We start from the raw sequence: 24,011 nt of genomic DNA on the forward strand, positions 1-24,011 counted from the left end.
CATTCAGTGTCCTGCGGGCCCCGTCTTATGCTTGTCGGGGCTGACCACTAAGGAAAGCTCCTGAGAATAATCATCGCAGGGACAGGCGGTCTTTGCCTGTCACGAAGGCGCTTGCGCATTTTGTTCTAAACTAGATGTATCATAATCATACATTATGGAAAAATCTTATCAGCACCAAGCCTCAATCCCTTTTGCTGGAGGAGGACATGGAAGGATGCGCTCATCCCCGAAGGAAGCACAAGGCTTCGGATCGCCCGGTTCCGCCTGCTTCTTTCCGAAAAAGGGTTCGGGTCATAATGTTCTTCAAATTCTGCAAGAATCCCAGCGGAAATCAGGAATTCATCCTGCCTCAACTTCGTGAGCGCTTCAAGGCCCTGTTTTTCCCCTTCATTCACAAGGGCATCGAAATGGATATGCGTCGTAATATCCATCCTTCCCGGAAAGGCAAGTACATCATTTACCATCTGGTGGTTCATATATCCCCTCAGGCTTCCTTGTTTCCTTTCGGGTAACATCCACTCTTCAGCTGTATGCCCATAATCGACTGTGGCGACAATCCCTTCTTCAAGGGAACGGGAAATTTCCCGCACCATTTTTCCCATTGCCAATGGCACTTCAATCCGCTGTCCTTCGTTCAAGAAAAGCCGGTTTTCCTCCAGAAAAGAGGCGACTTCCTCATTTTTTAATGGCACAAGCTTTTCAAATAGCCGGCCATTGTCCATGCCAACCATGGCCTCCATGAGTATTCCGGATTTTTTTTCGACTACATGGACTGGCAAGGCATCGAATAACTCGTTTGAAAAGATGAGCCCTTTGAAATGGCGGACGCTTTGAATCCCACTCTCTTGCGAAAAGCCGGAAAAGCCACCAAGCGCCTCCCGCTGTAGCTTTCGGTGATACGGGCTTGTCTCTATGATCGTATAGGTAAGGCTGTCCCCAGAATGGTTAGCCCATTCTTCCATGAAGGCTTTTGCAAAGCGGCCGTTCCCGCCACCTATTTCGCAAACAGCCGGGGCAACGCCATTTATTTCGACATGCCCGGCAAACCACTTTGAAAAAATCCGGCCGAATATATCCGAAACATTGCTAGAGGTAATAAAGTCGCCTGACCGCCCAATTTTTTCGGATTCCCGCATATAATAGCCATTGACGGGATGGTACAGGGCCAGTCCTATATAGTCCGCATAGGAAATCAGCCCGTTTTTTGATTTCCCGATAACATCCTCGAGATGAGAAAGCATGCAGTTTCTCCCCTATCGTTTTTCTCTTTCGTAAAGCTATAGACCGAATCCATGAAGGAATGGATTCGTATCCATTTCATCGCCAATGGTTGTCGCAGGCCCATGGCCGGGCAAAACAATCGTCTCTTCAGGCAGGGCCAAAAGCTTTGAATGGATGCTCTTCATCAGTTCCTTCTCGTTTCCTCCTGGGAGATCCGTTCTCCCTATGCTTCCCATGAACAGAGCATCGCCTGAAACGACAATTCCTTTTTCGGAAAAATAAAAGGAGACGCTTCCCGGAGAATGCCCTGGCGTTTCAAAAACATTGAATGTGAAACCGTCTACTGTCATTTCTCCTTCATTCTTTATTAAATAATCCGCATCCCTGACCCTTATCGGTGGCCCGACTGGAAATAAGCCTGAACCATTCAAGGACGGATCGCTAAGCCATTTTGCCTCCCTGTTATGAAGATAAACAGGGAGGCCGTAACGATCCCTGATTGTGTCAACCGCTCCGATATGGTCAAAATGCGCATGAGTCAGCAGGATTGCCCTTGGCTCAAGCTTTTTTTCCGCCAGGATATTGATAAGTTTTTTCCCTTCTTCCCCCGGATCAAAAATAAGGCATGTTCGGTCTTCCCGGGATAGGATATAGCAATTCGTCTGCAAGCCGCCAAGCGGGACCGGAAACCAATTCATGTGAAAACCTCCTGTTGCACTATTTGATAGCCTTATTGTACACTAATGCTCGACAAATCCGATAAAAAAATATAGAATTGAATTCGAATGGAAATGATTTGCTACATAATGGGGCCGGGCATTGCGCCCGTAGACTATATGGTAAAGGGGGCTTTTAAATATGCTTAAAGTAGGGCTTGTTATTATTTTCGCACTTGTTACTTTGCTGGCGGGATATAGTTCATTTACCTCACTAAAAAATAAAAATTTCCTCGGACTATTTTTTGCCGTTGCGACATTCCTTGTTTTTGGCTGGTTCACATTCATGACAATCCTGAAAAGTGGTTACCCTACCGGAACATAAAATTAATAACAAAAAGGACTCCCGGATGATTGTGTGCTGAACCCTAAAAGTTAGACCAAAATATTTAAGCAGCTAGTTGGCTGGTATGAAGACGGTATTCAACCGGGCTCATGCCAGTCAATTTTGCTTTTATTCTTTCATTGTTATAGTAAAAAATATAATCAGTCACTGCTTGCTTAAGCTCGTCAAATGAATGATAAACTTTACCGTAATACATTTCCTGCTTCATTATTCCGAAGAAGTTTTCCATTGGTGAATTATCGAGACAGTTTCCTTTCCGTGACATACTTTGAAAGACGCCATTATCTTTCAGTTTCTTAACGTACGTGTTCATTTGGTAACCCCAGCCTTGATCAGAGTGTATAGTAGTTCGATAGGGGCAATCTTTTGTTATTTCAATTGCTTCGTCTAGAGCATCCAATATTGCTTTTGCGTTGGGGCGTTCCGAGAACCGAAATGATAGAATTTCCCCATTAAATATATCTAGGAACGGATCTAAATAAGCCTTCTTGATAATCATCTTCCCATCAGAGTCGGTCATGTAGTATTTGAATTCAGATGTATCAGTTGTTAATTTTTGATGCGGGATGCTTGTATGGAATCTGCGGTTGACAAGGTTCTTAGAAATTTTACCTATGCTTCCTTTATAAGTGCTATATTTGCGAGATTTACGTGTGTATGAGGTACAAATAATACCCAGCTTATTGGTGATCCGAAGGATTTTTTTGTGATTTACGATATAACCTCTCTTACGTAATTCCATATCAATTCGACGATAACCATAATTTCCATTATGTTTATCTACAATATCCTGGATAATACTTTCAATCTCTTCATCTGGATTAGGTTCATTAAATCGCTTTTGCCAATACATATAGGTTGCCTTTGGAAAACCTGTAGCTTCAAGGATAACAGCTAATTTGAATTCTTTTCTGAGTTCATGGATGATCCTGGATTCTGTTTTAGCAGTCGGCTCGGAATATTTATCCCTGAAGCTCGGAGCTTTTTTAAATAGGCATTCTCCGCGCGCAGTAATTCTATTTCTTTTAAAAGTTGTTCTTCCTTCGTCATTTTCTTTTCGTTTTTCTTGTTCTTCGGCTTGTTGGACACGGATGGACGCCCCTTTAATTTAGAGAGCCCTTCAATACCTTCATTTTGCCATTTCCTCAACCAATTAAGAATCATAGGCGGTTCAGTAATGCCAAATTTTCTAGCAACCTCTTCAAGGGAATCTCCTGTTCTTACCTTATAGTTTAGGACATCTAATTTAAATTGAACAGGATAATTCGTAGATGCTTTTTTAGTAATTAAGCCCTGTTTCCCGAATTGATGGAACGCACTGACCCATTTTCTTATATTGGTTTTACTTCGAATTCCAAACCTAGTCGCCAAGGAAGCATATCCACCTTCACCGGCTAAATAAGCGTCTACTACCTTTTGCTTAAATCCCTCATCATATTTGACCATAAAAAACACCCCAAAAGTTAGAATTTGTTCGTCTAACTTTTGGGGTGCACATCATTGGGCAGTCCTTTTTTTACTCCTGGATGAGGCTTATTACCCTTTTTCCCACAGAATCAATGATCTTCTCAAACCTGTAGCCATAGAGGAATGCTTCTCCGTTTGGAGACGATTCAATCGGCTGATTTTCCGCCCCCTCCAAAAGAACCTTCCTTCCTCCTCCGAGTGCATGGGATGCAAGAATGAATCCCTCTGTGTAGGCATCTGCATCCCCGCTTTTAATAGGCTCGAAAATAGTAAACTCCTGTTTGTTGTCGTTAAAATCCATAAAAGGAACGAGCCAGCCGGAGAACCTGCCCAACTGGGGAAGTTCGAAAGATAATAATTGGCTAAGCCCTGTATCGTAAAACGTAAAAATTGCTTTATCCAAGTCTTCCCCAGCCGCGCTAATACCTAGTATTAGGTTTTTATATGTTTCAAGGTGGTAAAGATTCCCGAATTGCGCCGTTGCTTTTTCGCCTTGGATGTCCTGCAGTACGAGAGGAGCGAAAAAGCTTGGATTATCTTCATCCCATTCAAGATATGCATACTTGTCTTTTCCAATCCATTTCACAAACGGATCGGCTATGCCGATTTCATCGACTTTCCTGTCGGCGGCATTCATACGGAAAGCCTTATACGTCCAATCCTCATAAAATGCTACAATCAGCAAATCATCTACTTCATAAGGATTCCATTCTGTATGTAGCTCAGATGATGGAAAGGACTGGTTTGCCAATTCGTTTCCATTTGTATCATATATTGTTACAACCGCTTCATAAGAAGATGGGGAAGTATGGACCATCAGCCTTGTTTTTTGGGGATTGATGGAGACAGTAACAATTGGATTTCGGGTCATTAGAATAAAATCGCTCTCTCCTGTTTCAAGGGAATAGCGATAAAGGTTGGAGCCTGAAGATAAATTTGATGCAAATACAATTTCGCTGTTACTAAGCCAGCCAAAAACCTTGAAAAACTCTCCTTCCGGCACTTTAAGCGGAAGTTTCCAGCCTTCCGATTGTTTCGCCGTCTGCCCACCATTGACGACCGGATCTCCGGATTGTCCAGTGGGCTGCGCCTTCTCTTTTGGTTGCGAACATGACGCCAGGGAAAAGAAAAGGAGGAAAATGAAAAGCAGCCTGGCAGGTGCTGAAAATTGATAGGATATGTTTCGCAGACTTTTGCCCATTTCCTTCCCCCTTATTAGCAGATATTAATTAGACGATTTATTGCGGCTAATAGTTTCATATTATTTTGTTTTTTTACCCGTTTAAAAAGATTTTCCTATTGCAAATAGAAAAATCCCCAATACATCCCGATAAGCCTTATTAAATTGAGAAAGCGGCAAAGGGTTTATTCCCTTTCCAAGCTCTATTGTAAACCCGGGCCGTCCATTTTCCTGAATATACCAGTCCTTGAATCCCGCGTGGCTGTCGATTGTGTGGACTGCCCTGTACCCGCTTAACCTGGAAAATTCACCTGCAATGGACGAGGAAACGGCGGGCTCTTTACCCCCATACCCCCAGTAAAACTCTTGGCCCTGGGTATGGAATGCCAAAACCATATCAAAACGGCTGTTTACTGAGAGATTGGCCATCGCAATTGCTTCCGGTTCGGATAGGGGAGAAGTTCCCGGAAAATCACGTGGTGCAGGAGACTTTGGTTCCTTTCTTTCTTTTTCGATTTCCCAATTGGCGGGAAACTGATTATTCAAATCCACCCCTCTGATGTTCGCTTTCCAGCCGGAAAAGTCGTTATTGCCACCATTTATTTCTGTTAGCTGTTCCCTCATCCCCGGAGGCGGCCCGTGCAGGACAAGGTCAACGCCATCAGGATTCACCATCGGAACGATTGAGAGCTCGGTTGATTCAAAAATCGATATTGCTTCTTCTCCCATTATTGTTCGATTATCACAAAGGGCGAGTAAATACATATTAACAAGTTCCATAAGAATTCCACTAGTAATCCATTCGTTTGCGTGAAATGAGGCATTAAAATGGACTTTCCGATGCCCGTTCCCAATTTTCAGCTCCCAAATCGGTTTCCCTAGAACGCTTCGGCCTATCACCGAAGTTTTTGCAAATGGATAGACTTCCGTCATTGCTGCCAAATCTCGTTCAAGAATATTGGAACAGTATTTTGTCCTTCCAATAAGAACCGGGGCTGTTGCCCTACAAGGAAGAAAGATGCACCTCTCGTTATTTATCCGGCTTCTTGCATTCAAAAGCTTTATGGCTTCGGTATCAAAACGCAAAAGGGAAGCAACCGAATCCAGCGTCTCCCCATTTTTCAGATTATAGCGCTTCCCGGTAAACCCTGGGACGCGAATCCTCCCCCTTTTTTTCTCTTTAATTATGTCCATGTCATTGGATGCCCGGATCAGCTCAGGCTGTAAACAAAACAAACGGCCATAGTCTGCTAGAGTCATTCCAGGCAGTTGGTCGATGAGCATGTATTCCCTCCTAACCCATAAAGACCTTCTTGCGTTAGTTCATTAAAGTGTATGAACAGATATGGGGGTTTCATGCAAGTAACAAAGAAGGCCCCCGGAAACGGGAGCCCTGCATGTGACATATTCTATAATGTAAGCCGATTCTTGGCGAGCCACGCGGCGCCGATAACTCCTGCATCATTTCCGAGTGTCGCCAAAGCAATCGTTGTTGTTTCACGCACCCGTGTGAAAGCAAAGCGGGCAAACTGATCCCTTACCTTTTTTAAAAGAATATCACCTGCGCGCGATACTCCTCCGCCAAGGACAATCTTCTCCGGGTTAAGTGTATTGGCAACATTCGCAAGGGCGAGACCAAGATGGAAGGCAACCTCGTCCACAATCTGTCCCGCAGCTGTATCGCCATCCCTCGCGCTATCAAAAACATCTTTCGCGGTGATAATTCCGTTGGCTGCGACAATTTCAGCCAGCCTTCCCTTCTCCCCCGCTTGGACTAATTCCATGGCAAGCCTTACGATCCCGGTAGCAGAGGCAATGGTTTCCAAGCAGCCCGTTTTTCCGCAATTGCACTGGGCACCACCAACGGGAATAGAGGTAATGTGGCCAATTTCACCCGCAGCACCACTTACGCCTTGAACAATATGCCCATTGGCAATCACTCCGGCGCCAACCCCCGTTCCCAATGTCACGCAGACGAGGTCTCTCGCTCCATCACCCGCACCCTTCCACATTTCTCCGATTGCGGCGCAATTTGCATCGTTATCAATTGCCGCCGGAAGGGACATTTCCAATTCAAGAGTCTCCTTCAATGGGTAATTCCCTTTAAAGCCAAGATTGACAGCATTATAGAGGACGCCTGTGGCATAATCTACCGGTCCCGGAGCCCCCATACCGACTCCCGCAAGTTTATCCCTGGCCTGTCCAATTACATTGAGCCGCTCATCGATGGATTTTATTATATTCAAGACGATATTTTTGCCTTCATTGGAATTATCTGTCACAATTTCCCATTTGTCCTTAATTTCGCCGTCGGAAGATATAAATGCAATCTTCGTTGTTGTTCCGCCCAAATCGATTCCTGCAAACCAATTTTCCATGTTTACTCACCTGTTTTTTTATTGTTTTTTTCTTTTTCCAGCTGGATTTCGTGCCTTAAGAGCATAATCGCATTTTGGAATTCCCTATCTTCAATTAACTGTGAATTGTACAATTCAATCAGTTCTTCTTCCATTAGTTCCAAGTCGGCAACCCTGTCGCCAACATAGATAATGGTACCGTACTTTTTCAGGAATTGCTGGATGTCATAAATGGTTTTCACGTAAATTCCCCTCGTTTTCCATATGCAAAGTGATATCCGGTATGATTCCAGTTAAGCTCCCTGCTGGGCAGAGAGCACTTTATCAATTTCATCCACCAATTTTTTATATTCGTTTTGTCCTTGTTTCAAGGACGCGGCCTTTTCGGCATGCTTTTTGGCGGAAACAAGATCCCGTTCCTCAAGGTAAATAAGCGCAAGATTGAAATGAGCTTCCGAAAAGCTGTTATCCAGGGCAATCGCTTTTAGCAAATGAGCCTTGGCATCCTGAAGTTTTTGCAGCTTGATTTCCGTATAAGATAGAAGAAAATAAGTCTTTTCAGATACTTTGTTCTCTTGTTCATAACGGCGAAGGATAGAGTAAGCTTCATTATACTCTTTTTGGTTCACTTTTTCTTCCGCGAGGAGGATAACGGAGTGTTCATCCTTTGGCCCGAGCCCTTCCTCGAAACCATGGTGTACCATTGCCACTGCAAGTAAAATAGATACCGCGGCAAACGCGAACTGGCTTGGCGATTTTTTCTTTTTTGGAAAATGCACAATGCCTGCTCCCAGGAATCCCGCTGCGAGACCGCCAAGATGGCCGGCGTTGTCAACCATTGAGACCGAAAATCCGAAAGCGAGATTGACAATGATGATCAAAAACACTGTATGGCCCATCGTCCTGAAAAAAAGACGCGGATAAACCATACCGAAATAGAGAAGCGCCCCGAGGCAGCCAAAAATCGCCCCACTCGCGCCAGCAGATACTTCATGGCTGAAAAGGAAGCTTGCCAGCGACCCGCCAAAGCCGGCAAACAAGTATACAAACAAAAATCGAACACTTCCAAACATCTTTTCCACTGCAGTCCCTACAAAATAAAGCCCAAGTGTATTCATCACCAGGTGTAGAAAGCCGATATGAAGAAAAACCGGCGTAATGAATCTCCACCATTCCCCTTCCAAAATTAAAGGGTTGAATTTCGCTCCAAATTTTATCAGAGTGTTAGGATTTGTGCTGCCCCCATAGAGTTCAAGCAATAAAAACACCAGTATCTGAAAGGCCATGAAAAAATATGTGAAAATAGGCCGTCCCGCTGTAAAAATGGCCTGTTCCCGCCTGGTCGCCTTTTCAGCATATTCCAATGTCCTCTTTCTAGCCTCCTCGGCACTCTCAGAATACTGGCCTTCCAAATTGCTTAAATGTATCGAACCGGCATCCACTATACCGGTTAAACTTTCCTCTGCTTGCCCATAGATTCCGTTTGCAAACAGGGTTGTATGGACCGAAATTTCGGAAAGTCTGTCCCGATAAACAAATGGCTCACTTAAAACCCGCTGGTAATCATCAACGGGGGGCTGCCCGCTTACATAAATATTTAAGATCCGTAGATTCCTTTGGCCCAATTGGCTCCTGATTTTCGCCCCTGTCGCAGCGGTCAGTTCAATATCCCTTAACATTTTGTTGGTCCAGTCAAAATCCTCACGGTATAGACGGACAATAGGGACCTCGGCAGACTCACTTTTTTCCAGCCAAAGTTCTTTTTCATCCGGAAATAATTTCACAATTCGGTAGCCCGAATGTACGATCAATAATTCCGCAAGCTTCCAAAATAGAGTTTGTTCCTGATTGTTCAAAAAGCTTCCCTGCTTTCCCAGGCTCCTTTTTGTAAAAGTAAGCCTTATATCAATACCATTATAAACGAAGTTTCCTTCAACTAGTAATATTAAAACAAAATGCGCAAGCGCCTTGGTCAGCCCCGACAAGCATAAGACGGGGCCCGCAGGACGGGCCTGCCCTCCGGAGGGAACCGGCTTATGACCTCGAGGGGCTAGGCGCTGGAGCTGGACTACAATAACTTATTTCGAGTTTTATACAAGGTTCAATTTTTAACTTCGTAGAAGACGAGAAAGAGCCGGCCCGGCTTATAGCCGGTTCGGCTCTCCAAATACAGAATCCATCATTCTTCTTTTTACACCCGGCATGCCCATGATTGTTCTGACAGCCGCTTTCCTGACCCATCCTGTGCCAAGCAGGATGTTCATTAGCCTGTACCTGTTCCTGTAAATCAGGTACCCCGCCGCGCCGAACATAACGGCGGATGAAATTGCCTTATTCATTTTACCAACCTCCCTTTTTATCGTTTCCAGATGGAGGTGGTTTATACGAAAGGTAATAGATGTCAGTAGGGTTTCATGGCTTTTTCAAGAATATCCTTTAAAATGCCCGCAGAATTGGCGAACCTCTCTCTTTCTTCCGGTGACAAATCAAGCTCCACAATTTCCTTTATCCCGCTCCGGTTTACGATTGCAGGGACCCCTATATAAAGGTCCTCCTGCCCATACTCCCCCTGGAGGAATGCTGAAACAGTCAAAACGGAATTTTCATTTCCAAGGACCGCCTTTGTCAGCCTGACAAGTCCCATGGCGATACCGTAGTAGGTGGCACCCTTCCTCTCAATAATATGATAGGCGGCGTCTCTGACATTAAGGAAAATGCCTTCGAGTTCTTCCAGTTTAAAGTCGTTCTTCTTTTTTGCCCATTCGCCTATTTTCATACCGGCAATATCCGCATGGCTCCAAACCGGAAGTTCAGTGTCACCATGCTCACCGATAATATAGGCATGGACATTCCTTGGATCAACATCGAAATATTCACCAAGCAGGAACCTGAATCTGGCAGTATCCAGAATTGTGCCGGACCCGATGACCCGTTCCTTTGGCAGTCCTGAAAATTTCCACACTGCATAAGAAAGGATATCGACCGGGTTGGTGGCGACAAGAAAAATCCCATCAAACCCGCTTCCCATGACACTGTCTACAATCTCTTTAAAAATACGGGTATTTTTATCAACAAGATCAAGCCGCGTTTCGCCAGGTTTTTGGTTGGCACCCGCACAAATGACGACAAGATCCGCATCTTTGCAGTCGGTGTATTCCCCAAACCAGATTTTCGTGCTTGAAGGAGCGAATGGCAGTCCGTGATTCAAATCCATCGCGTCTCCTTCGGCCTTTGCAGTATTCAGGTCTATCAAAACAATTTCTTCTGTGATCCCTTGGTTTAATAGCGCGAAGGCGTAGCTTGAACCGACCGAACCCATTCCAATGATCGCAACCCTGCTGACTCGCTTCATAAAACCGCCTCCCGTATTATTTCCTGGCTATTCTAGCCCCAATAGTATCCGAAATCCTATGAATTATAAAAGGACAAGGTAAGTTCCCATAACGGCCGCTGCCCCGGATAAAAAGTTGACGACATCATTATCGAGCAAGGAACTGCCTTTTATCTTTCCCGTAGCTGTCCCGCAATGGTGGGCTTTCTCGGTCTCAAGCCCGCAAACCCGGCACTTGTAAGATACCTGAAAATAGGCGCCTAGAAGAGTATCGATAACGTTTCCCAGAAATCCAAAGATGAAAATAATCCAACCGAACCAAAACGGCAGCCCGAAGAAGTATACGGCCAAAAGCGCGATAAACCCTGCTCCGGCCAAGGCAGCGCACGTACCAAGAAGACTAACTGCACCGGAGGTACCTCGCTCGGCCCGTTTAAACCCTTTGATGCTGATTGGATCCCTTTTACCAATGGGCCCGATTTCCGAAGCCCATGTATCCGAATTAGCGCTTGAAATTGCCGCCGCATAACAGGTAAGCCAAATGGGATTCCCTGTTACGAAAAACAATCCGCTGCAAATCGCTGCAGGGCCTCCATTTGCAACCACCTGCCTCCAGTCCCGCGTTGCCCCTTTTGCAAGCTTTTCATCCATGGCCGATTTGCTTTTCGCTTTAAATTTTGACCAAAGGCTGGACGAAGCGAAGAAAGCGCCAAGAAGCAAAAGGCCGTTGACCCCTGTACCCGCCAAGGTTATTATACCGATTCCAATTGAAGCTAACGCACCTGTCACCGTTAGCGCCTTAAGTTTCCAACCTGTCCACGCTGCCACAAAAATCAGAATCCCGCCGAGAAAAATTCCTGGAGTCATTTTTGAATGGCCGCGTCTTCCGTCAATATGAGCCCAACCGGAAGGTCATGCTTCTCGATTGGGAGATCTTCAACCATTTGGCTGTTAAAAGCAAGCGATACCGTTTCCCCTTTGTAATCAGCCAGAAAACGGTCATAATAGCCTCCTCCAAAACCAAGTCTGTAGCCACTTCGGGAAAAAGCCAATCCCGGAACGACAAGCAAGCTTATGTCATTTGGTTCTGCGGGTGCTGTCCTTTCTACCATTGGTTCAAGAAGGCCATAATAAACCTTCTCCAATTGAGAAAAATCAGTAAGATACCGGAACTGCATTTCCCTTGTAGCAGGTAAGCACTTTGGTACAGCGATGCGTTTTCCTTCCCGCCAGGCATTTTCGATAATCTTGTATGTATCAGCTTCAGGGGGCCGGGATATCGTTATGCCAATCACTTCGGTTTTTTCCCAAACGGGATTCCTGAATAAATTGGAAGCAATCCGTTCTGAACGCTCACGGTATTCCCCCTCGGCAATAGAATTTAGGCGATCCATCATGGCCTTTCGCAATTTCTGCTTGTCTTCCATATTCCATTCCCCCTATTTACCTATTTTAGGCAACAAAAAAAGCAGTAGGGAGCCCCACTGCTTATTTTGTTTCGCGATGTAATGTTGTACGCTTTTCCCTGGAGCAATATTTTTTCAGCTCAAGGCGATCTGGATTATTGCGTTTATTTTTTTTAGAAATATAGTTGCGCTCTCCACACTCAGTGCAAGCTAACGTAATATTCACGCGCATTGTTATCCCTCCAAACATTTAGAACATGTTCGTTATACGACTTTTCTATAATATCACTTTTCATTTTGAAATGCTAGTCTGTTTTTTAAAAGTACGTCTCTAAGAGAAACCACCTCAGTCTTGCCTTCCCCTGAAATGATCCATGACGACAACCGTACTGTTTTTCCCGGAGGAACGGCGATATCTGCTGAAAGGATGCTGGCGGGATTCCCTTTTGCCAAAGGAGAATATTTCAGGATGCCCCTCCCTATATCCCCCCAAATACTGTCGGAGCTTATATGCCATGACGGGATGACTGTTGCCTTCCATTTCAGACCTTCCTCGGGGAGGCCACCGACAAGGAACATCTTCTCTCCCGCGAGATGAAATATGGTTTGGTCAGCGGGGGAGATAAAGGAAAAGTGATTCATTACAAATGTTTTTGGCAAGTGCATAGCCAATAACTTTATTCTTTTTTCCTCATTGCCATGATTACAAATAAAGTAATTGAGGACAGCAATTTTTGAATGAGGGTTTTCCTCTGATATCTTTAGTGTGAGTTTCTCCTCGTAAAGAAGCGTTTCCCTAGCTTCAAATCGCCCATATACGTGTCCATTAATCCATAACCCGGTAGCTATGGCAAGCTTTTCCGCGGAATAGGCAACTCCCTCCGCTGCTTGATCCATTTTCCCCGTCCTAGTTTCCGATTTCGTTTTCAGCATGACCATTACCGCCCTTTTTAGATAACTAACCATCCTATTCCTCCGGCGGGACAATTAGAACCGCCGGCTCTCATAAATAATGGTAGCACCTGTCAATAAGGCTTACAATAAACGCAAATTGTCGGAAATCGCCTGCCCACGCACACACTTCTTTCCATGCGCAAAAAAAATTTCAGATGAGCTGTTGGTTAATTCTCCCCGCCTTTATTCGACAATAAAGCGGTTTGCTTTTTATAATCTGGAAGCAAATTTCGCCACATTAATTCTTAATGGTTCAATTCATACCGTTTTCCTGTTACCAAAAAGATTACCTGCTCCGCTATATTGGTGGAATGGTCTCCGATGCGCTCCAAATACCTGCAAGTAAACGACATTTGCGTAATTTGGTTCGTCGCTTCAGGATTTCCAGGGATATGCCCTAAGAGTTCATGGACAAGCTGGCCATACATTTCATCCACTTGGTCGTCGATTTCCGCGCATTTCCTTGCCAAAGCAACATCGTTTGTGTAAAAGGATTGAAGGGCGGTATCAAGCATTTCGATGACAAGGTCCTTCATTTTCGGAATATCCTCAATCTCTTTAATATGCTTTTCCTTGCCGATATGGAGGGCGGACTTAGCGATATTAACCGCGTTGTCGGCAATGCGCTCAACCTCCGAAGAGATTTTGAGGGCGGCAAGAATAGCCCTTAAATCGGTTGCGACAGGCGATTCAGTTGCGATCAGCAAAATGGCCTTTTCAGTAATTTGATATTCAAGACGGTTGATTTCCTCATCTTTTTCGATTATTTTCCTCGCATTGTCAAGATCCTGCGAAATGAACGTGTTGATTGAGTCTTCCACAGCATCTTTTGCCATTTTCACCATTTCCGTCAGCATTTCCTTCAACTGGTTCAAGTTGTTGTCAAAATTGGTCCTCGTGCTCATTGTATCCCACCCTTTACGTGCTGGAATGGCTTAAATCAGCCAAACCGCCCTGAAATATAATCTTCCGTCCGTTTGTCGGATGGATTGGAAAAGATTGTGCTAGTCTCGGCAAATTCAATGACTTCCCCATTCAGGAAGAACGCAGTCTTATCCGAGATCCGGGAAGCCTGCTGCATGTTGTGGGTGACAATAATTATACTATAATTTTGCTTCAATTCCTGTACAAGTTCTTCTACTTTTAACGTTGAGATCGGATCGAGCGCGGAAGTTGGTTCGTCCATTAAAATGACGTCGGGCTCGATTGCAAGGCAACGGGCAATGCAAAGGCGCTGCTGCTGCCCGCCGGAAAGTCCATATGCATTCTGATTGAGCCTGTCTTTTACTTCATCCCATATCGCCGCTCCGCGCAGGCTCTGTTCAACAATTTCATCAAGGATTTTCTTATTTTTTATTCCATGGATTTTAGGTCCGTACGCTATATTTTCATAGATTGATTTTGGGAACGGATTTGGTTTTTGGAAAACCATTCCGACCCTGGTTCGCAGATCCTCGACCTTGTAATCCTTGTCAAGAATGTTTCTTTCCCGGTAAAGAATTTCTCCGGAAATACGGACTGTCGGAACCAGTTCAACCATCCTGTTCAAGGTTTTAATATAGGTTGATTTGCCGCATCCAGATGGTCCAATGATGGCGGTAACTTCATTTTCGGCAATATCCAAATTAATACTTTTTAATGCGTGTCCTTCGCCATACCAGAGATTGAGATCCCGTGTACTATAGACTATATTCTTTTTGCCAATTTCCTGTGCTGATGTTCCATTTATATTTCCTGCTGTAATCCCCATAGGTAGCTCCCTCCAGCCCTAGTATCTTTTTTGGAATTTGTTTCGGATAATAATTGCTATCGAGTTCATCACAAACAGAACGATCAATAGGATGACAATCGTTGCCGCTGCCAGGTTCGCATACTCTGCTACGAGAGCCGAGTCCACTGTCCAATAGTAGATCTGTACAGGCAAGACCGTAAACTTATCAAAAATATCGTTCGGAAGCGGTATTAATAGCGCCGGTATGCCAATTACAACAAGTGGCGCCGTTTCGCCAATCGCCCTCGATAGCGCAAGAATCACACCGGTCAGGATGCCTGGGAGAGATGCTGGCAAGACGACATTTTTAATTGTTTGCCATTTTGTCGCTCCCATTCCGTAGGAAGCTTCCCGTAAAAATTGCGGAACAGCCCTGATGGCTTCCTGGCTCGCCACCACAACAACCGGCAGGACAAGAAGGGCCATTGTCAGCCCTCCGGCAAGAACGACAGAGCCTAAACCAAGTGCCCTGGCGAAAACAGTCAACCCCAATATTCCGAATACCACGGATGGGACTCCCGCAAGATTGGAAATATTCGTCTGGATAAATGCCTGAAACTTTCCTTTTTTCGCATATTCCTCAAGGTAAATCGCAGTGCCAACCCCAAGAACCATTGTTGCGGGAGCAACAACTGCCATTAGCCACAATGTCCCGTAAATTGCTCCAAGGATTCCTGCCCTTTCCGGGTTTGTTGATAGCTTATTCAGTAAAAAATCCTTGTCGATCCAGCCCATGCTGTCCGCGACGACCCTGTAGATAAGGACGGCCAGGACGGCGATGCCAAAAAGTGTTGCCAAGAGGAAAAACAATTTCGCGATATTGTTTATCAAAAGGCGCTTTCCCATTTTCCTCTCAACCTGTGTGTTATCAATATATTTCATCTTAATATTCCTCCCTGAACCGGCGTGAAACGTATTGGGCGATAAGGTTCATAATTAGAGTAAACACAAACAGAGTCATCGCCACGGCATAGAGGCTGTAATATAGAGTGGTTCCGGCTGCTGCTTCCCCACCGGTAACTTCGACAATATAAGCGGTCATTGTCTGCATCGATTGAGTCACATCAAACGTAAAGTTCTTGGAGCTTCCACTAGCGATAGCCACTATCATCGTTTCCCCGATTGCCCTCGAAATCCCGAGGACGAAGGAAGCAATGATTCCGGAAATCGCGGCCGGAACGACAACCTTCCAGGTCACCTCAAGCTTTGTCGCTCCCAAGGCGAGCGCCCCTTCCCTCATTGCATTGGGAACGGAGGTCATCGCATCTTCCGAAAGGGATGCAACCATCGGAATAATCATAATACCCATCACAATCCCCGGGCTGAGTATATTTGTAGGCTCAAGCCCCGGGATAAATGAACGCAATAGAGGAGTGACGAATGTAAATGCGAAGAACCCATAGACGATTGTAGGGATTCCCGCGAGTATTTCCAAAATCGGCTTAAGGATTTTCCGTAAGTTTTCAGAAGCATATTCACTCAGGAAGACAGCCGTCATAAGGCCAATCGGAATGGCAACTGCCATGGCTATCACTGTTGACAAGAGTGTGCCGGTCAAAAGCGGCAGTATGCCAAATACAGCGTCCTTCCCCAGTGGCTTCAACTTCGTTCCGGTAAAAAAGTCAAGAAAAGGAACCTCTTTGAAAAATAATATTGTTTCAGTCAGTAACGTTAATACAATTCCAATTGTTGTAAATACAGATATGGCTGCAATTCCAAATAATATCCCTGGAATCGCTTTTTCAGTAATGGTCCCGACACTGGCAGTTTTTTTCTTTTTTTCTATCAGGCCTGCAATGTTGAGTCTTTTTTCCCCTGTGGTTCTGTCCATAGTAATAACCCCTTTCACCCTAATACTAAACCGCCAGTTACTCCTATGCACGGCGAGAAGATGAGGAGATATTCTCCTCATCTTCCAAGTGCATCAGTGGATCAAATTTTTTATTTTTCCAATGCTTTCAAGGTGTCAAGAGCTGCTTCTTTATCTTCATCAGACAATGGTGCAAATCCTGTTTCCTTGGCAACATCCTGTGCATTTTCCATTGTGTAGATTGCATAATCAAGCACTTGAGGCTTTTCTTTCGCATGGTTTACGTTCAAGTATGTGAAAACTGGACGAGTGAATTCCGCATAATCGCCATCTTCCTTGATTGTATCTAGCGACGGTTCAACCGGTCCCTGGCCAAAATCGACATTTACAGCTGAAAGCTTGTCCTTATTGCTATCATAGTATCCAAAGCCAAAAAATCCGATTGCATTTTTGTCTTTTGAAACAAGATCGACTAGAGTCGAATAATCCTGCTGCAGGTTGATTTTTTCTGGTAGGGCCTGTTCTTCTAGAATTTTTTCGAAAAAGAATTCATATGTTCCATGGTTTTCATTCGGGCCATATGTCTTAATTGGTTCGTTTGGAAAGTCTGGGCGGACATCAGACCAGTTATTCTTACCTTTGCTTGCTGTAAAGATGTCCATGACTTCCTGCTTCGTCAGTTCTTTTGCCCAGTCATTATCTTTGTTGATGACAATGGTGATTCCATCGAGCGCGACTTTCAGTTCCTGAACGTCGATACCTTGTTTTTCTGCTTCAGCTATTTCTTCGTCTTTAATTGACCGTGAGGCATTATTGAAATCCGTTCCGTCTTTCACGAGGAATTTTTTAAAACCGGCAGACGTTCCTGCCCGGCTGACCTCGACAGATACATTTTCCTGTTCATTCATATAGTTTTCGCCCATTTTGGCCATGAATGGAAACACAGTCCCGGAACCGTCAATGACAACACTGCCTTCAAGGCCATCCGCATTGTTTTTGTTATCTGCTCCGCAAGCGGCTGCCACTACCATAACCGCAGCAAGCATTAATACCATTCCGAGCTTTTTGACAAGTTTCATTTCAATTTTACCCCCTGGTGTAATTGTTTTTTTTTCTTGCATTTTCAGAATAAAGGTTTTGTGTTAAAAGGGTTTTAATCGAATGTAAATAGTTTGTAAATTTGTTGAAAGAAATTCAAGCAAATTCTTGTAGAGGTTGATTACGATAACGTATCTTCGGGTTTCCATAAACTTCGATTTTATTATTCCCTGAAGAATAAAAAAAAAACCGTCTCATAGAAAAGACGGTTCCAATAGCCTATTGGCCAGAGGCGGCTTGCTGCTCATTTGCATTTTCATTTGTGTTTTCACTTGCTTCATTATTTTGTTGGACCCCGCCCGAGGCGCGTTCTTTCTTCATTTCAAAATAAGTGTCAAGGACCCTGCGGCCAATTTCATTGTTGTAAGAAGTCCCATTATTGCCTTGGTAGGCCCATGGAATCAACACCGACATCGCAATTTCGGGCTGATCGTAAGGGGCGTAACTTACAAGGCTCAGGTTCATGACTTGTGGTGGAATCTTCCCATACTTCTTCCGCTCAAATCCGTCATAAAATGCCTCGGCAGTCCCTGTTTTACCAGCCGGATTATACGGGGCATTTCCAAATTTCCGCACACCAGTACCGTCCCCTTGCATAACCATCCTAAAGCCAGTCTGGACCCGCTTGAGCCATTCCTCATTCCCATCGAGCCTGTTCAGAATTTTCGGCTGGATTTCCTGGATAATCGGGCCAAGCTCATTTGATTCCATTACCGGCTCCCGGATTTCCTTCACAATATGGGGCTGGATCCTCGTTCCACCGTTAGCAATCGTAGAAACATATTGAGCCAGTTGCATGGCGGTATATGTGTCATACTGCCCGATAGCAAGGTCAAGCTGCTTACCTGGATCAATTTTCCCTGGATAGCCGATCGCCTCATTTGGTAAGTCAATTCCCGTCCGGACGCCAAGCCCAAATTGACCGTATATTCCCCGCATAATATCGAACCCATCATTTCGAATTCGGAGCGGTTGGTTCGGAGTATAGGATCCGTTGCCGATTTTGATCGCGGTATGGAACATATAAACGTTTGATGAAATTTGGAGCGCACGGAGGTCATTAATAACACCAAATCCCGTCCTTCTCCATGAACCCTTTGGTTTTGTACCTTTAATGACCATGGGTACATCAAGGAATCTATCCCCAGGTTTAATCGCTCCGGTTTGGAAGCCTGCATATATGGTTGCTCCCTTAACAGTTGAGCCAACGTTATAGGAGGTGGTGAATGTTCCGTATGCGTAGTCGCTCATTTCGTATTTACCCGTTTTCGGGTTTTTCTCGATCTTTTTGCCCGCCATCGTAAGGATTTCGCCTGTATGCGGGTTCATCAGGACGACGAATGCCCGATCAAGGAGTTTGGAATTGCTGTTCTGTTTGGCTTTCCATAATTCCTCCTCAAGGATTTTTTCCACTTCCCGCTGAAGCTCCATATCAATTGTCAGGACAAGATCCTTTCCTCGTTTCCCTTCGGAAACAACGGTTGTTCCGAGGATTTTCCCTGACTTATCGGTTTTGTTTTTCACCTTGGCTTTTTGGCCTTGAAGCACTTCCTCGTATTGCTTTTCGATATAGCTAATCCCGACACGGTCGTTCCGGCTATAATCCCTCGATAAGTAATAATCCAATTGCTCCTTAGGTATTCCTTTGTCTGAACTTGTGACGTTCCCAAGGATTGTTTTCAGCGTGTCGCCGAATGCGTACCGGCGGGTCCAGTCAGTTGTCGTATCGACCCCCGGCAAATCCTCAAGATTTTCGCTGACTAAAGCGAATTCTTCCGGGGTGACGTTCTCATTTTTCACGATTTGTGGAGACTGGTAATAGCCGGAATTAAATTCCCGAAAAATCGCGGCGACTTCCAGCTCATCCTTTGAAAGGCTGTTGATATCTTCATCGGTTACCCTTTCGACCTGAAGTTTGTATATATCAGCATCCTTTAATTCTTTGTTGTCATACATTTCCCATTCTTTTTCCGTTATTTTCTTTTCCGCCTCTTCCTTGTGCGTCAAAAGCCAAAAATCGACTTTATCCCGTTTCTGAAGCTTTTTTGGATCCTTGTCAATCAGCTTGGCAAGTTTACGTGCCACTTCAAGCATTTCTTCCTGTGACGTTCCCTGGTATTTTGTGTAGGTGATTGCATTTAACGGGGAGTTGTCAACGATAATGGTTCCATTTCTGTCGAACATTTTCCCACGGGGAACAGGATTTTTAACCGTGATATCCTCGGTTCGCTCAATCTCACGCTTAAAGTCATCACCATAGACAATCTGTACAATGCCCAGCCGTAAAATCAACATTGAAAATAGGACAAACACTGCGAAGAACAGAATATTCAATCTGAACGGGACATGCGCCTTCTTCTTTTTTTTCTTCGTTACCATGTACTCACACTTTCCTTTGCATTTTCACTAACCCCTATTTTATCGGAAAGTGAGAACTTTTTCTATCTGGAATGCCTTTCCAACAGCTTGGTTATATCTGAAAAGTTGAAAATAGCTCCAAAGACCCAGGCGTATTTGCCTTATGGGGAAGAAAGGTGGACTTTACGGACGAAAAAGTAGATGAAGCTATGTCCAGCCCCCAGCACCAGCAGGATGACCGGGATGCTTTTATGCCAGTCAAAAAGGGTCACGGCCGTAAGAAACGCCGTGATTGAAAGGATCCTTCCAATATTTAAAAATACTTCCCGAACAACGATGTACTCGATTCGCATTTCGGCAGCCTTCCAGCTCCTGCCTATCACATCATATGTAATCGACATATATGGAACAAGAAGGAGTGGATAGGCGATTGCAATCGCTGAGCCATACACGAGCAATTTTGTGAACGAAACATCCTTAACAATAAGAAAAACGGCGCTGTACAAAATTAGGCCGCCAAGAAGGATGGCTTTTTTCCGCCTCCTCTTCTTAATCAACCTTGAAACTGTAAAATAAGCTATAAAAGAAACACCGGAGTTCAATAAACCGAATGTCCCGAGTGACAGTTCACTTCCTGTTGATAAAAATACATAAACTGAAATAACGAACACAAATGTGCCTTCCCTTAATCCCTGAAAAAGATGGGCGTTCGTAATCAGCCGCCAATTTTGATTCCTTTTCCGTTCGTTTAATACCTCCTTAAAGGCATATTTCCCTTTGGAAGGCCGCCTTTTCAAGAAGAAACTGAGAACAACCGCAAGCACGAAAAGCGTAAGGGATAAACCGAACACAACCATATAGCCTTTCATTCCGCCGATTAGTGTAATAATGAAGCCGGAAGTAATCGGACCAATCATCCCACCGGCTGAAGAAAGAATGCCCAGGAAGCCATTAAAAAAATCCCTTGTGTCCGGCTCGGTGATCTCAAATGTGAGGACATTGAAGGCGAGCCAGTAAAAGCCATAGCCAATTCCGAGCAATCCTCCGAGAAGCATGAGCATTCGGGATGCCCCTGTACCGGCGGCTAGTACGGATAAATAAAACAGGGCCAGAAAAATGACACCTGTACGCAGGACAATGATTCGGTCAACCTTTTTCGCCCATCTTCCAGCAAGAATGAATGTAAGCGGCTGAAGGACGACAATGGAGAGATTATATAAGCCAATTTCGGTAAAATTACCCGATTGCTTCCACAAATAAATATTCACGAACGAATTGGACAATGCGACACTTAGAGAATAAAGGCCGCCAAGGGCAAGCAATAGCGCAAGATCCCTCGTAATTGATAATTCCCCTAGAATCCGAAGTTTGTTTGCCATATGAAAACTCCCTTTTTTCTTAAAGGTAGTCTTCAACATCCGCCTGTTTTCTATTCCCCTAAAAAGCCCAAAAGAAAAAAGGCAGATATGCTCTGCCTTTTTTCTTTCCTCTTGCAATTCTTATTTCGCTTCGCTGTAGCGTTTCGCTACTTCATCCCAGTTAACGACATTCCAGAATGAATTGATGTATTCTGGACGGCGGTTTTGGTACTTAAGATAGTATGCGTGTTCCCAAACATCCAAGCCAAGGATTGGAGTTTTTCCTTCCATTAAAGGCGAGTCCTGGTTAGGTGTACTTGTAATCTCAAGCGCGCCGTTATTGACAACGAGCCAGGCCCATCCAGACCCAAAGCGGGTAGTCGCGGCTTTTGCAAACTCTTCCTTGAAGGATTCAAGGCTTCCGAATTTGCTGTTGATGGCATCCGCCAAATCTCCTGACGGCTCGCTGCCGCCATTCGGAGATAGGATTTGCCAGAAAAGGCTATGGTTCGCATGGCCTCCTCCGTTGTTCCGGACCGCGGTTCTTGCTGATTCCGGGACAGCTTCGAGATTGGAAATGACTTCTTCAACTGTTTTGGAAAGAAGCTCTTCATTTCCTTCAAGTGCGTTATTCAGATTGGTAACGTATGTGTTATGGTGCTTGGTGTGGTGGATATTCATTGTTTCCTTATCGATGTGCGGCTCAAGCGCATCATACGCATAAGGTAGCTGAGGCAATTCGAATGCCATTGACAACTCCTCCTATGTAATAGTTTCGTTTTTTGAAAATTCCCTAAGCTTAAGCAACTTTAGATTAGCAAAATTTTCTTTTCGATTCAAATGAAACGCTCGTGGACATTGATACCGTTCCCTTCCTGTATCTAATTCATTCATTCATTTTGCATTACTGAAAAAATTCGGTAATTTGTCAATTTCAGAAATATCCAGGGTTGTCAACGATTTAAGTCATATCTCCCTCAATCCCATTCCAATTATTGTAAAACCGATGTTGACATGCTGGAAATAATCTTTTTAAATCAAAGTGATGGCACAAAAGGAGTTGCGGACATGCAGGAAAACCATGTTTCTTTGTATAATTTGCTGAATCACTTTTTTGGGGGCAGGGAACTAATCCAGAAGGTTAAAGCCGGGACTGTCCTTTTCCACGAAAGGGACCGCGTCGAGCATATTTATCTCATTCAAAAGGGGAGCGCCGCAATTGGACGTGTCCACTTAAAAGGAAAGGAATTCATCCTCAAAATCCTTAACGAGAGAGAAATGATTGTCGAATATCAATTGTTCAAGCCACTTTCCCGCTACCATTTCTCCGCCAAGGCGCTTACCGACTGTGAAGTCCTGGTTATAAAGCGAGAGCAGTTCGAGGAATTCGTGACGAACGACCCCAATGCAATGTTTTCACTGGCCTCATGGCTGAGCACGTCTTACCTAAAGGCGCAGATGAAATGCCAGGATCTCATTATGAACGGAAAAAAAGGGGGGCTATACTCCATTTTAATCCGCCTGTGCAATTCCTATGGTGTCCCTAGCGAGGATGGCATCCTGATCGACCTTCCACTTACCCATCAGGAACTCGCCAACTTAACTTACGGGACAAGGGAAGTTATCCAAAGAAGCCTCAAGGAATTGAGGGATAACGGAATAATCAGCTATGATCAACAAAAGTTTACCGTAAAAAATCTTTCCTATTTAAGGCAGGAAGTTGACTGCCAAAATTGCGCCTATGAAATTTGTGGATTGAATTAGGCATGACAAAGACATCGATGTAGAATTTCTTATATTGTGAAATTAAATGGACGTAAAGATAGTGTCTGGCCCCGAACGTTTGCCGATATTAGCAGTCGGTATACTCATGTGGGGACAGGCATTTTTTTGATGCGTCCAGTCTTGCTAAAAAGCATTTTAGTGGCAGAATAGCTGGGGCGAAACGGTCATATAATTCGTTAATTTTTTCGGTTCTGCAACAAAAAAAGAAAATCCAAATCATCATCGTTTTGGTTAAGTAACTACAAAACCTTCGAAAAGATGATTTGGATGTTCACCATTCTAAATTCCGATTCCTTCACTGAAGCCCAGATATTTTTCTCATGCTGCGTTTAACTTAGAAAATCTATAGGACCAGGTAGAGGAAGTAGGCGACCATCCCCGCCTGAATAACGGTTTTTGCCGCAGCCCCTCCTATGAACCCAATAACTGAACCAAATCCAATTTTGGCGCTTTCAGCCAACCCTTTCCTGTGAATAAGCATTTCGGCTGCGATTGCACCGATGAAAGGGCCAAGAAGGATTCCCGCGAAAGGCAAAATGAACGGGCCGGTAATGAGGCCGATTGTGCTCCCCCAAACTGCGGCTTTCGAACCACCGTACTTTTTAATGCCAAAAACATTTGCGGCATAGTCGGCAGTAAACAGCAACACTGTAAACATCCCTTGGATTATCCAAAAAAACCAGTTGAACGGCTCAAATGACACAAAGAAACCGTACACGAGGAATCCCGCGAATATAAACAAGACACTCGGAATGATCGGGAAGAAAATGCCGACAAACGCAATAATGAATAATAAAATAACGATTCCCAAAATAATGCTTTCCATAACAAATGCTCCTTTTTCCAATATACT

At 44.4% G+C, this 24,011-nt stretch carries 25 protein-coding genes and 1 pseudogene; 2 read left to right on the plus strand and 24 right to left on the minus strand.

The window, feature by feature from the left end; genetic code table 11:
• Nucleotides 1-152: 152 nt before the first annotated feature.
• Together V1499_RS14760 and V1499_RS14765 are read right to left on the minus strand one after the other, a co-directional pair.
• Nucleotides 153-1,241 (minus strand): class I SAM-dependent methyltransferase, encoded by a 1,089-nt coding sequence (locus tag V1499_RS14760; RefSeq protein ID WP_409270649.1) that lies wholly within the window; start codon nucleotides 1,239-1,241, stop codon nucleotides 153-155.
• 36 nt (nucleotides 1,242-1,277) lie between these two features.
• Entirely contained in the window at nucleotides 1,278-1,919 is a 642-nt protein-coding gene (locus V1499_RS14765) for an MBL fold metallo-hydrolase (RefSeq protein WP_409270650.1), read from the minus strand.
• Between the two features lie 160 nt (nucleotides 1,920-2,079).
• Between V1499_RS14765 and V1499_RS14770 the strand changes: the two genes are divergently transcribed.
• Nucleotides 2,080-2,262 (plus strand): DUF2759 domain-containing protein, encoded by a 183-nt coding sequence (locus V1499_RS14770; RefSeq protein WP_316572031.1) that lies wholly within the window; start codon nucleotides 2,080-2,082, stop codon nucleotides 2,260-2,262.
• 64 nt (nucleotides 2,263-2,326) lie between these two features.
• Here V1499_RS14770 and V1499_RS14775 read toward each other — a convergent pair whose 3' ends face one another.
• The 21 genes and pseudogenes from V1499_RS14775 to V1499_RS14875 form a co-directional block, all read right to left on the minus strand.
• Nucleotides 2,327-3,391, minus strand: coding sequence for an IS3 family transposase (locus V1499_RS14775; protein ID WP_409276251.1), 1,065 nt, complete (start codon nucleotides 3,389-3,391; stop codon nucleotides 2,327-2,329).
• A 44-nt stretch (nucleotides 3,392-3,435) separates the two neighbouring features.
• Nucleotides 3,436-3,729 (minus strand): annotated as a pseudogene (locus V1499_RS14780) (helix-turn-helix domain-containing protein); the annotation flags it as partial.
• Nucleotides 3,730-3,799: 70 nt separating this feature from the next.
• Nucleotides 3,800-4,951 (minus strand): hypothetical protein, encoded by a 1,152-nt coding sequence (locus tag V1499_RS14785; protein ID WP_409270651.1) that lies wholly within the window; start codon nucleotides 4,949-4,951, stop codon nucleotides 3,800-3,802.
• An 81-nt stretch (nucleotides 4,952-5,032) separates the two neighbouring features.
• Nucleotides 5,033-6,214, minus strand: coding sequence for a M14 family metallocarboxypeptidase (locus V1499_RS14790; protein ID WP_409270652.1), 1,182 nt, complete (start codon nucleotides 6,212-6,214; stop codon nucleotides 5,033-5,035).
• Nucleotides 6,215-6,339: 125 nt separating this feature from the next.
• Nucleotides 6,340-7,308, minus strand: coding sequence for an ROK family glucokinase (locus V1499_RS14795; RefSeq protein WP_409270653.1), 969 nt, complete (start codon nucleotides 7,306-7,308; stop codon nucleotides 6,340-6,342).
• Nucleotides 7,309-7,310: 2 nt separating this feature from the next.
• On the minus strand, nucleotides 7,311-7,529 hold the full coding sequence (locus V1499_RS14800; RefSeq protein ID WP_409270654.1) for a YqgQ family protein: 219 nt from the start codon (nucleotides 7,527-7,529) through the stop codon (nucleotides 7,311-7,313).
• 51 nt (nucleotides 7,530-7,580) lie between these two features.
• Nucleotides 7,581-9,143 carry a rhomboid family intramembrane serine protease gene (locus V1499_RS14805; RefSeq protein ID WP_409270655.1) on the minus strand — a complete coding sequence of 521 codons (1,563 nt, stop codon included), beginning with the start codon at nucleotides 9,141-9,143 and terminating at the stop codon, nucleotides 7,581-7,583.
• 288 nt (nucleotides 9,144-9,431) lie between these two features.
• Nucleotides 9,432-9,626 (minus strand): hypothetical protein, encoded by a 195-nt coding sequence (locus V1499_RS14810; RefSeq protein ID WP_316572025.1) that lies wholly within the window; start codon nucleotides 9,624-9,626, stop codon nucleotides 9,432-9,434.
• Between the two features lie 62 nt (nucleotides 9,627-9,688).
• Nucleotides 9,689-10,639, minus strand: coding sequence for an L-lactate dehydrogenase (locus V1499_RS14815; RefSeq protein WP_409270656.1), 951 nt, complete (start codon nucleotides 10,637-10,639; stop codon nucleotides 9,689-9,691).
• Nucleotides 10,640-10,702: 63 nt separating this feature from the next.
• Nucleotides 10,703-11,446, minus strand: a complete 744-nt coding sequence (locus V1499_RS14820) for a DUF92 domain-containing protein (RefSeq protein ID WP_409270657.1) — start codon at nucleotides 11,444-11,446, stop codon at nucleotides 10,703-10,705.
• Nucleotides 11,447-11,481: 35 nt separating this feature from the next.
• Nucleotides 11,482-12,045: a 5-formyltetrahydrofolate cyclo-ligase gene (locus tag V1499_RS14825; protein ID WP_409270658.1), complete on the minus strand. Its 564-nt coding sequence runs from the start codon at nucleotides 12,043-12,045 to the stop codon at nucleotides 11,482-11,484.
• Between the two features lie 61 nt (nucleotides 12,046-12,106).
• Nucleotides 12,107-12,256, minus strand: coding sequence for a 50S ribosomal protein L33 (gene rpmG / locus V1499_RS14830; protein WP_082306913.1), 150 nt, complete (start codon nucleotides 12,254-12,256; stop codon nucleotides 12,107-12,109).
• A 53-nt stretch (nucleotides 12,257-12,309) separates the two neighbouring features.
• Complete coding sequence (locus tag V1499_RS14835) at nucleotides 12,310-12,990, minus strand: hypothetical protein (protein ID WP_409270659.1); 681 nt, start codon at nucleotides 12,988-12,990, stop codon at nucleotides 12,310-12,312.
• Nucleotides 12,991-13,223: 233 nt separating this feature from the next.
• Nucleotides 13,224-13,883 carry a phosphate signaling complex protein PhoU gene (phoU, locus tag V1499_RS14840; protein ID WP_409270660.1) on the minus strand — a complete coding sequence of 220 codons (660 nt, stop codon included), beginning with the start codon at nucleotides 13,881-13,883 and terminating at the stop codon, nucleotides 13,224-13,226.
• A 35-nt stretch (nucleotides 13,884-13,918) separates the two neighbouring features.
• Nucleotides 13,919-14,728 (minus strand): phosphate ABC transporter ATP-binding protein PstB, encoded by an 810-nt coding sequence (pstB, locus tag V1499_RS14845; protein ID WP_409270661.1) that lies wholly within the window; start codon nucleotides 14,726-14,728, stop codon nucleotides 13,919-13,921.
• A gap of 18 nt (nucleotides 14,729-14,746) precedes the next feature.
• Nucleotides 14,747-15,631, minus strand: coding sequence for a phosphate ABC transporter permease PstA (gene pstA, locus V1499_RS14850; protein WP_409270662.1), 885 nt, complete (start codon nucleotides 15,629-15,631; stop codon nucleotides 14,747-14,749).
• Nucleotide 15,632: 1 nt separating this feature from the next.
• Entirely contained in the window at nucleotides 15,633-16,580 is a 948-nt protein-coding gene (gene pstC, locus V1499_RS14855; RefSeq protein WP_409270663.1) for a phosphate ABC transporter permease subunit PstC, read from the minus strand.
• A gap of 110 nt (nucleotides 16,581-16,690) precedes the next feature.
• A complete protein-coding gene (locus V1499_RS14860) occupies nucleotides 16,691-17,638 on the minus strand; it encodes a PstS family phosphate ABC transporter substrate-binding protein (RefSeq protein WP_409270664.1) in 948 nt (315 codons plus the stop codon).
• Nucleotides 17,639-17,876: 238 nt separating this feature from the next.
• Nucleotides 17,877-20,036 carry a peptidoglycan D,D-transpeptidase FtsI family protein gene (locus tag V1499_RS14865; protein WP_409270665.1) on the minus strand — a complete coding sequence of 720 codons (2,160 nt, stop codon included), beginning with the start codon at nucleotides 20,034-20,036 and terminating at the stop codon, nucleotides 17,877-17,879.
• A gap of 140 nt (nucleotides 20,037-20,176) precedes the next feature.
• Nucleotides 20,177-21,394 (minus strand): MFS transporter, encoded by a 1,218-nt coding sequence (locus V1499_RS14870; protein WP_409270666.1) that lies wholly within the window; start codon nucleotides 21,392-21,394, stop codon nucleotides 20,177-20,179.
• A gap of 120 nt (nucleotides 21,395-21,514) precedes the next feature.
• Nucleotides 21,515-22,123 carry a superoxide dismutase gene (locus V1499_RS14875; protein WP_409270667.1) on the minus strand — a complete coding sequence of 203 codons (609 nt, stop codon included), beginning with the start codon at nucleotides 22,121-22,123 and terminating at the stop codon, nucleotides 21,515-21,517.
• Nucleotides 22,124-22,441: 318 nt separating this feature from the next.
• On the opposite strand from V1499_RS14875, the gene V1499_RS14880 reads away from it, so the two are divergent.
• Nucleotides 22,442-23,137, plus strand: a complete 696-nt coding sequence (locus V1499_RS14880; protein WP_409270668.1) for a Crp/Fnr family transcriptional regulator — start codon at nucleotides 22,442-22,444, stop codon at nucleotides 23,135-23,137.
• Between the two features lie 364 nt (nucleotides 23,138-23,501).
• Here V1499_RS14880 and V1499_RS14885 read toward each other — a convergent pair whose 3' ends face one another.
• Nucleotides 23,502-23,984, minus strand: a complete 483-nt coding sequence (locus tag V1499_RS14885; RefSeq protein WP_409270669.1) for a DUF456 domain-containing protein — start codon at nucleotides 23,982-23,984, stop codon at nucleotides 23,502-23,504.
• Nucleotides 23,985-24,011 lie beyond the last annotated feature (27 nt).

The sequence above is a fragment of the Neobacillus oceani genome (assembly GCF_046237595.1).
Taxonomy (GTDB): domain Bacteria; phylum Bacillota; class Bacilli; order Bacillales; family Cytobacillaceae; genus Bacillus_D; species Bacillus_D oceani.

What these genes read in the sequence shown, in the direction of transcription:
- pstC (WP_409270663.1), bottom strand. Translation starts at nt 16,580, where the DNA reads ATGGACAGAACCACAGGGGAAAAAAGACTCAACATTGCAGGCCTGATA.
- V1499_RS14770 (WP_316572031.1), top strand. Translation starts at nt 2,080, where the DNA reads ATGCTTAAAGTAGGGCTTGTTATTATTTTCGCACTTGTTACTTTGCTG.
- phoU (WP_409270660.1), bottom strand. Translation starts at nt 13,883, where the DNA reads ATGAGCACGAGGACCAATTTTGACAACAACTTGAACCAGTTGAAGGAA.
- V1499_RS14815 (WP_409270656.1), bottom strand. Translation starts at nt 10,639, where the DNA reads ATGAAGCGAGTCAGCAGGGTTGCGATCATTGGAATGGGTTCGGTCGGT.
- V1499_RS14885 (WP_409270669.1), bottom strand. Translation starts at nt 23,984, where the DNA reads ATGGAAAGCATTATTTTGGGAATCGTTATTTTATTATTCATTATTGCG.
- rpmG (WP_082306913.1), bottom strand. Translation starts at nt 12,256, where the DNA reads ATGCGCGTGAATATTACGTTAGCTTGCACTGAGTGTGGAGAGCGCAAC.
- V1499_RS14835 (WP_409270659.1), bottom strand. Translation starts at nt 12,990, where the DNA reads ATGGTTAGTTATCTAAAAAGGGCGGTAATGGTCATGCTGAAAACGAAA.
- V1499_RS14760 (WP_409270649.1), bottom strand. Translation starts at nt 1,241, where the DNA reads ATGCTTTCTCATCTCGAGGATGTTATCGGGAAATCAAAAAACGGGCTG.
- V1499_RS14810 (WP_316572025.1), bottom strand. Translation starts at nt 9,626, where the DNA reads ATGAATAAGGCAATTTCATCCGCCGTTATGTTCGGCGCGGCGGGGTAC.
- pstB (WP_409270661.1), bottom strand. Translation starts at nt 14,728, where the DNA reads ATGGGGATTACAGCAGGAAATATAAATGGAACATCAGCACAGGAAATT.
- V1499_RS14790 (WP_409270652.1), bottom strand. Translation starts at nt 6,214, where the DNA reads ATGCTCATCGACCAACTGCCTGGAATGACTCTAGCAGACTATGGCCGT.
- V1499_RS14765 (WP_409270650.1), bottom strand. Translation starts at nt 1,919, where the DNA reads ATGAATTGGTTTCCGGTCCCGCTTGGCGGCTTGCAGACGAATTGCTAT.
- V1499_RS14865 (WP_409270665.1), bottom strand. Translation starts at nt 20,036, where the DNA reads ATGGTAACGAAGAAAAAAAAGAAGAAGGCGCATGTCCCGTTCAGATTG.
- V1499_RS14875 (WP_409270667.1), bottom strand. Translation starts at nt 22,123, where the DNA reads ATGGCATTCGAATTGCCTCAGCTACCTTATGCGTATGATGCGCTTGAG.
- V1499_RS14870 (WP_409270666.1), bottom strand. Translation starts at nt 21,394, where the DNA reads ATGGCAAACAAACTTCGGATTCTAGGGGAATTATCAATTACGAGGGAT.
- V1499_RS14880 (WP_409270668.1), top strand. Translation starts at nt 22,442, where the DNA reads ATGCAGGAAAACCATGTTTCTTTGTATAATTTGCTGAATCACTTTTTT.
- V1499_RS14825 (WP_409270658.1), bottom strand. Translation starts at nt 12,045, where the DNA reads ATGGAAGACAAGCAGAAATTGCGAAAGGCCATGATGGATCGCCTAAAT.
- V1499_RS14860 (WP_409270664.1), bottom strand. Translation starts at nt 17,638, where the DNA reads ATGAAACTTGTCAAAAAGCTCGGAATGGTATTAATGCTTGCTGCGGTT.
- V1499_RS14785 (WP_409270651.1), bottom strand. Translation starts at nt 4,951, where the DNA reads ATGGGCAAAAGTCTGCGAAACATATCCTATCAATTTTCAGCACCTGCC.
- V1499_RS14795 (WP_409270653.1), bottom strand. Translation starts at nt 7,308, where the DNA reads ATGGAAAATTGGTTTGCAGGAATCGATTTGGGCGGAACAACAACGAAG.
- pstA (WP_409270662.1), bottom strand. Translation starts at nt 15,631, where the DNA reads ATGAAATATATTGATAACACACAGGTTGAGAGGAAAATGGGAAAGCGC.